This window comes from Pseudodesulfovibrio sp. JC047 (assembly GCF_010468615.1).
GTDB lineage: Bacteria > Desulfobacterota > Desulfovibrionia > Desulfovibrionales > Desulfovibrionaceae > Pseudodesulfovibrio.
In genome coordinates this window covers 141437-147862 of record NZ_WUEH01000011.1, presented here as the reverse complement: position 1 = coordinate 147862, position 6426 = coordinate 141437, and the positions used below count along the sequence as shown (strand labels likewise).

Annotated in this window: 5 protein-coding genes; all 5 read left to right on the top strand. The window is 52.1% G+C overall.

The window, feature by feature from the left end; translation table 11 throughout:
* The first annotated feature begins 293 nt into the window (after positions 1–293).
* The 5 genes from GO013_RS09375 (at position 294) to GO013_RS09355 (ending at position 6331) form a co-directional block, all read left to right on the top strand.
* Positions 294–2099, top strand: a complete 1806-nt coding sequence (locus tag GO013_RS09375; protein ID WP_163810439.1) for a methyl-accepting chemotaxis protein — start codon at positions 294–296, stop codon at positions 2097–2099.
* 177 nt (positions 2100–2276) lie between these two features.
* Positions 2277–3668, top strand: a complete 1392-nt coding sequence (locus GO013_RS09370) for a sigma 54-interacting transcriptional regulator (protein ID WP_163810437.1) — start codon at positions 2277–2279, stop codon at positions 3666–3668.
* Positions 3669–3672: 4 nt separating this feature from the next.
* Complete coding sequence (locus tag GO013_RS09365; protein WP_163810435.1) at positions 3673–4011, top strand: dinitrogenase iron-molybdenum cofactor biosynthesis protein; 339 nt, start codon at positions 3673–3675, stop codon at positions 4009–4011.
* Positions 4012–4315: 304 nt separating this feature from the next.
* Complete coding sequence (locus tag GO013_RS09360) at positions 4316–4831, top strand: CBS domain-containing protein (RefSeq protein ID WP_163810433.1); 516 nt, start codon at positions 4316–4318, stop codon at positions 4829–4831.
* A 24-nt stretch (positions 4832–4855) separates the two neighbouring features.
* Positions 4856–6331, top strand: a complete 1476-nt coding sequence (locus GO013_RS09355; RefSeq protein WP_163810431.1) for an SLC13 family permease — start codon at positions 4856–4858, stop codon at positions 6329–6331.
* The last annotated feature ends 95 nt before the right edge of the window (positions 6332–6426 follow it).

Sequence of the window (6426 nt, the reverse complement as noted above, 5' to 3'; positions counted from 1 at the left end):
ATACATTACTAATACGCCATAAGGCGAGGGTGAAGCCTGGCCTAATTAAAGAGAAAACAACGAAGAAAGGGAGTTCTTGACATGGTGCCGCATAAGAAAAAAGTCACAAATCCTTTTATTCTAAAAAAAGTTACGGCATTGTCCCCTTTGTCGGGAGGATACAGCACATTTATCATTGTCTTTATTGTCTTTTTGACACACAATTTTCTGGTAAAAACAGTTATCATGAACTATTCATGAGAATGCATAGAGTGATGAGATTAAATTAACAGGAACCAAACTGTGGGGATAGGATGTTTGAAAATCTCAGTTTGAAATGGAAAGTGATGGCGCTTGCCCTGGTCGGCCCATTGCTGGTGACCGGAATTCTGGCGACCCAGCAGGTCATTCAAATTCAAAAAAGTGGCGAGCAGGACATCATTGACCAAAGCCGTGCTGTCGTTCTCATGGCGGAAGCGGCTCGTCAGGAAATGTCAAAAAAACTGGACATGGGAGTCATCACATCCTTTGACGAGTTACAACACTCTCCAGAAAAACTCATTGAGGCCATTCCGGTCATTACCGCCATCAAAATGGCCAAACGACAATCCAAGGAACTCGACTTTCAATTACGCGTGCCCAAAGTCGGTCCGCGTAACCCGGAAAACACCCCGACCCCGCTTGAAGCAGATGTACTGGCCGAACTCAAGGCCAAGGATCTCAATGAAAAGGTCATCGTTGAAGAAGATCAGATTCGATTTTTCCGAGCCATTCGCCTGACCAAGGAATGCCTCTACTGCCACGGTGACGCAAAAGGTGACATCGATCCCACCGGCGGAATAAAAGAAGGCTGGAAAGTCGGAGAAATCCACGGCGCATTCCAAATCATTTCTTCCCTGTCGGACGCCAAAGCGAATATTTTAAAGGCCGAACTGTATACTGCGGGTGAAACGATTGTCATTTTGCTGATCATCGGACTTCTGGTCTGGTTCCTGACCAAATCCATCATCGTCAATCCACTGCATCGCATCCGATCCTTTGCTCAGAGCGTGGCATCGGGCGATCTCGACGCGACACCCAAGGGCACGTTCTCTTCGGAACTCAGGGTCGTGAAAGACGGCATTGAAACCATGGTGGACAATCTCAAGGTCAAAATGTTCGAAGTTGCCGAGCAAAAGGATGAAGCGGAAAAAGCCAAGGGCAAGGCCGAAGAAGCCATGATGGAAGCCCGGAATCACGAAACCAAGGTGCGGGGACTGCTGTCCAAGATGCAGCGGATTGCCAAGGAGTCCTCACTCATCGTGGAACAGGTCACTTCGGCTGCGGACGAGCTGTCCTCCCAGTCGGATCAGGTCAGCAAGGGGGCGGATGTCCAACGCGATCTCACAACCCAGACAGCGACCGCCATGGAAGAGATGAACGCCACAGTGCTTGAAGTTGCCAGGAATTCCGCCAACTCGGCAGATTCTGCGGCCAATGCCAAGGAACAGGCGCAGGAAGGCGCTGTCGTTGTCCGTGAAGCCACCACCGCCATTCGCGACGTGTATGAACTCACGGCCACGCTCAAGGATTCCATGGACAAACTCGGTGTCCAGACCACGGACATCGGTCAGATCATGAATGTCATTGAGGATATCGCGGATCAGACCAACCTGCTCGCCTTGAACGCGGCCATTGAAGCGGCCCGTGCGGGTGAAGCCGGTCGCGGATTTGCCGTGGTCGCAGATGAAGTCCGCAAACTTGCCGAAAAGACCATGGATGCCACCAAGGAAGTGGGCGACGCCATCCAGGCCATTCAAAATGGCGCGGCGGCCAACATCAAGAGTGTCGATACCGCAGCCCTCGCGGTTGAGCAGGCCACCGAGCTTGCCAACCAGTCCGGAGAATCCCTGGACCGCATCGTGGCCTTTGCGGATGAGACCTCTGGTCAGGTTCAATCCATTGCAACGGCAGCCGAAGAACAATCCGCGGCATCCGAGGAAATCAACCGGGCCGTCGATGACATCAACGAAATTGCTTCCGAAACAGCGGAAGGCATGAATCAGTCTGCCGAAGCCATCAATGAACTGGCACGACTGTCCAACGAATTGCGAACACTCATCAAGGAAATGAACGAGTAACGCACAAAGACTGAACACACCATACAGCGGCTTCGGAAACGGAGCCGCTGTTTTTTGTCCCACACACCTTCTTCGATTTTTCCCGGACGTTTTCGATCCAATACCTTGTTTTCTGCTGAATGTTTCACTACGGTCATGTATGTCAGAAATTCAACCAAGGTGCGCTCGACACTCGTCATGCCCATAGCCGATCTTTCCGCTATCATACACGGCCTGACCGACACCAAGGCACTGGCCACACTCCTTGACGCCCTGCCTCTCGGCATCGCCATCATGGACACACGCGGCAAATTGCTCGCGATCAACAGTGCCTATGAAAAGATAACCGGGGTTCAGCGAAAAGACGTTCTCGGCATCAAGTGTCTTCACGCATTGCGGTGTGATTTCTGTATGAAAAACTGTCCGATCATGACCGATTGGGAGAATCACGACCCCAAAACCGTGGAAGCAAACATCCTTACCCGGAATCGGGAAAAGGTCTTTGTCAATCTGACACTCTCCCCATTGGTGGATGACACCACAACGATTCAAGGTGTCATCGAAACCATCACCCCGAGTAGTGGCGGACCTCTCGATGAGGTTTCGGGGCATGTGCTCGGTCTGGGAGAACTCGTTGGCCGTAGCCCCCAGGTCCGCAAGATATTTGCCATGACCCCGTCCATTGCCCAGACCGATTCTCCAGTCCTCATTACCGGTGAAACCGGCACAGGCAAAGATATGCTGGCTGAAGAAATTCACAATGAATCGGACAGGGATGGCCCGTTTGTGAAGGTGAACTGCGGGGCCTTGCCACCGCCACTCCTTGAATCCGAATTATTCGGTCATATCAAAAACGCCTTTCCCGGCGCAGACCAGGCCAAACAGGGCCGACTGCGCATGGCCCACGGGGGCACCCTGTTCATCACCGAAATCGGGGACCTCCCCCTCTCTCTGCAAACCAAACTCCTCGCCTACATGGACAATCACGTCGTACGGCCCATGGGGTCCACCAAGAGTGTCAGGACCGATGTGCGACTCATGGCAGCCAGCAACACCAACCTTGATGACGCTGTCCGCAACAAGACGTTTCGTCAGGACCTCCTCTACCGACTCAATGTGATCCGCCTCCACCTCCCTCCATTACGGGAACGCGGTGAAGACCTGCTCCTCTTGCAGGACCACTTTCTGAGAATGTTCCAGCTCCGCTACAAAAAAAAGGTGGAACGGTTCTCGAAGAATGTTGACAAACTCCTCAAATCCTACACTTTCCCTGGAAATATTCGCGAATTGCGTAATCTGATCGAATATGCCGTCAATTTCTGTGACACGCCGGTCATTCGAATGCGACACCTCCCCGGATACATCCTGCACGGGCATGGACTCCCCACCAACCTGACACCTTCAACTCAGCGTCCCGACATACCGGGTGAAGTCAGAAGCGCACCTCCAGAACGATGGGAAGATGTCCAACGCAAAATGATCCTTGACGCACTGGTCAAAACTGGTGGCCGCAAGCAACAGGCTGCCGAACTCCTCGGCTGGGGACGCAGCACGTTATGGCGCAAGATGAAACATTTCGGCATCGAGTAACTCCATGGAAAAAATTCTTATCCCACTTATCGGCAACGAACTGGCTCCCAGATTCGACATGGCCCTTGAAGTACTCATCGTCTCGGTCACTCGAGAAACCAGCGCCATGGGAAAAATCGACGAAAAAATCGTGATCCTCGACGCCCCCTCCAGTGAAACCATGTATCGAATGGTCATGTCTGAAAGTGTCAAAACCATCCTGTGTGCTGGCATCGAAAAGGAAATTTATGATTTTCTTCGACGCAAGCGTCTTCGTGTTATCGATAATGTCTGCGGCCCGGTTGACCCTGTTCTTGAAGCGTACCTCATGGGAACCCTCACCGAGGGGCAGTCGTACTATTGACGAGACTCTGTTTCATATTGTTTCAATATGAAACAGTTTTTTCGAAAAAGCGTGTTGCAAAACGTGTCATTGTGTTCTTGCACTTTTATTCACATAAGACGCTTGACGCAAACAATAATTTACTATTTATAGGAATGCGAACCCTCTTGAAAGCCCGGCAGACGTTGCAGAACGTCATGTGAAATTTGGGGCAATTCTGGGTGCATCAAGCGGGGGGCCACGACACGATCGTGCGCGGACTGTCTCATCGTGCATCAAGTGCTGTGGATTGTTGCATATAACACTTCTCGGGAGGAAGGATTACATGAAAATCAAAGACCTGATGACTCCGGTAGAGCGATATCAGACCCTCGGTCTGGACGCCTCTCTGAGTGATGTCGTGAACGCCATCCACGATGGTGCCCATCGCGACATTCTTGTGGTAGATGATACCGGGGCCTTTGCCGGCGTGGTCACCATGATTGATATCATCATCGCACTGGAGCCGAACTACAAAAAACTCAATACCAATGATCTCGGCAGCGACATTTTGTCAAACCGATTTGTGGCCGACCAATTCAAAGAGTACAATCTCTGGTCAAACACCTTGACTGACCTTTGCGGCAAAAGCCTTGACCTGAAGGCTCGTGATCTCATGCACGTCCCTGAAGACTCACACTACATTGATGAAAACAGCGACCTGGAACACGGCGTCCATCTCTATATAATGGGAGCGACCCAACCGTTGATTGTTCGCCAAAATGGTACCGTGACCGGCATCCTCCGCATGGCCGATGTCTTTGATGAAATCATTAATCGCATGAGCACCTGTGCCGACTAGGCCTTGGTTCACAAGGAGATAATCATGGAAACAGCTCAAGCTGCCCCCCCCGCATTCGACTGGAAACGCCTGATATTCATGCTCCTCGGCGTTGTCCTCTTCGCTGTCGTCTATTTCGCCCCAGCATGGCCGGACGCCATTGACCCCATGGGCCAACATTTTCCGCTGCCCAAGGAAGCCAAAGGAGCCATTGCAGTCTTCCTGCTGGCCGGAACATGGTGGGTATTTGAAGTCGTCCCAATCGGTGTCACTTCACTCATGATCGGTATTCTTCAGGTCATGTTCCTGATCCGCCCGGCCAAAGTGGCCTTCAAGGATTTCATGGACCCATCAGTCCTCTTTATTTTTGCATCCATCATGATCGGTCTGGTCTTCACCAAGACCGGCCTGACAAAACGACTCGCCTACAAAATGCTCGATGTTGTCGGTGAACGCACCTCGATGATCTACCTCGGTGTGTTTGTTGTCACGGCGGCCCTGACACACATCATGGCTCACACAGCCGTGGCCGCCACAATCTACCCGCTCTTGCTCGCCATCTACGCCCTGTATGGTGAAGGAGACAAGCCGACAAAATTCGGTAAGGGACTGTTCATCGGCATGGCCTACGTGGCTGGAGCCGGGTCCATCGTCACCCTGCTGGGCGCGGCTCGCGGAGCTGTGGCCCTCGGCTTTTATAAGGAAATCGTCAACGTAGACATCGGCTTCTTCGAGCTGACATATTACATGGCTCCCGTCGGATGGGGCATGACTTTCCTGCTGTGGGGATTCTTCATGGTCGTCTGCAAGCCTGAAAAAGCCCGCATCCCCGGTCTGCGAGAAAAAGCCCGCGAACTGAACGCCAGAATGGGCGCCTTGACTCGCAATGAAATCATGGCAGCCATCATTGTCGGTGGTGTCATCTGTATCATGTCCCTGCGCTCCTTTATTCCGGCCCTCAATGCCGTTGATAAAACAGCCATCATTCTCTGCTCATCGGTTCTCTTCTTTGTCTTCAAGATCCTTGATCTGAAAGACCTCGAAGACATCCCCTGGAACATCATTCTGTTGTTTGCAGGTGCCATGTCCATCGGCTTCTGTCTCTGGGAAACTGGTGCCGCCAAATGGATGGCCGTCAACTGGCTGGTCATGTTCCAGGAAGCCAACGGGTTCATCTTCGTCATGTCCATCGCGTTCTTTGTCATGATGATGACCAACTTCATCATGAACGTCGCGGCCATTGCCATCTCACTGCCGGTCGCGCTCGTCATCGCGCCGTATCTTGGCGTAGCCCCCGAAGTCATCCTGTACACCTCGCTGGTCGTTGCAGGTATGCCTTTCTTGCTCCTCGTGGGCGCAGCACCGAACGCCATTGCGTATGATTCTGGACAATTTACCACAGGTGAGTTCTTTGGCTGGGGTGTTCCCGCATCCCTCCTGCTCCTGGTGGTTGTCGGTATCGCCATCCTGGTTATCTGGCCGATAATGGGTATGCCCATTACCGTGCCCACCGGAGGTTAAGACCAACTGGATGTTATAGTACCATATGAAACGGCTGCTGTGCTTGACGCATGGCAGCCGTCTTTTCATACAACATACAACAAAGAATATGTGTG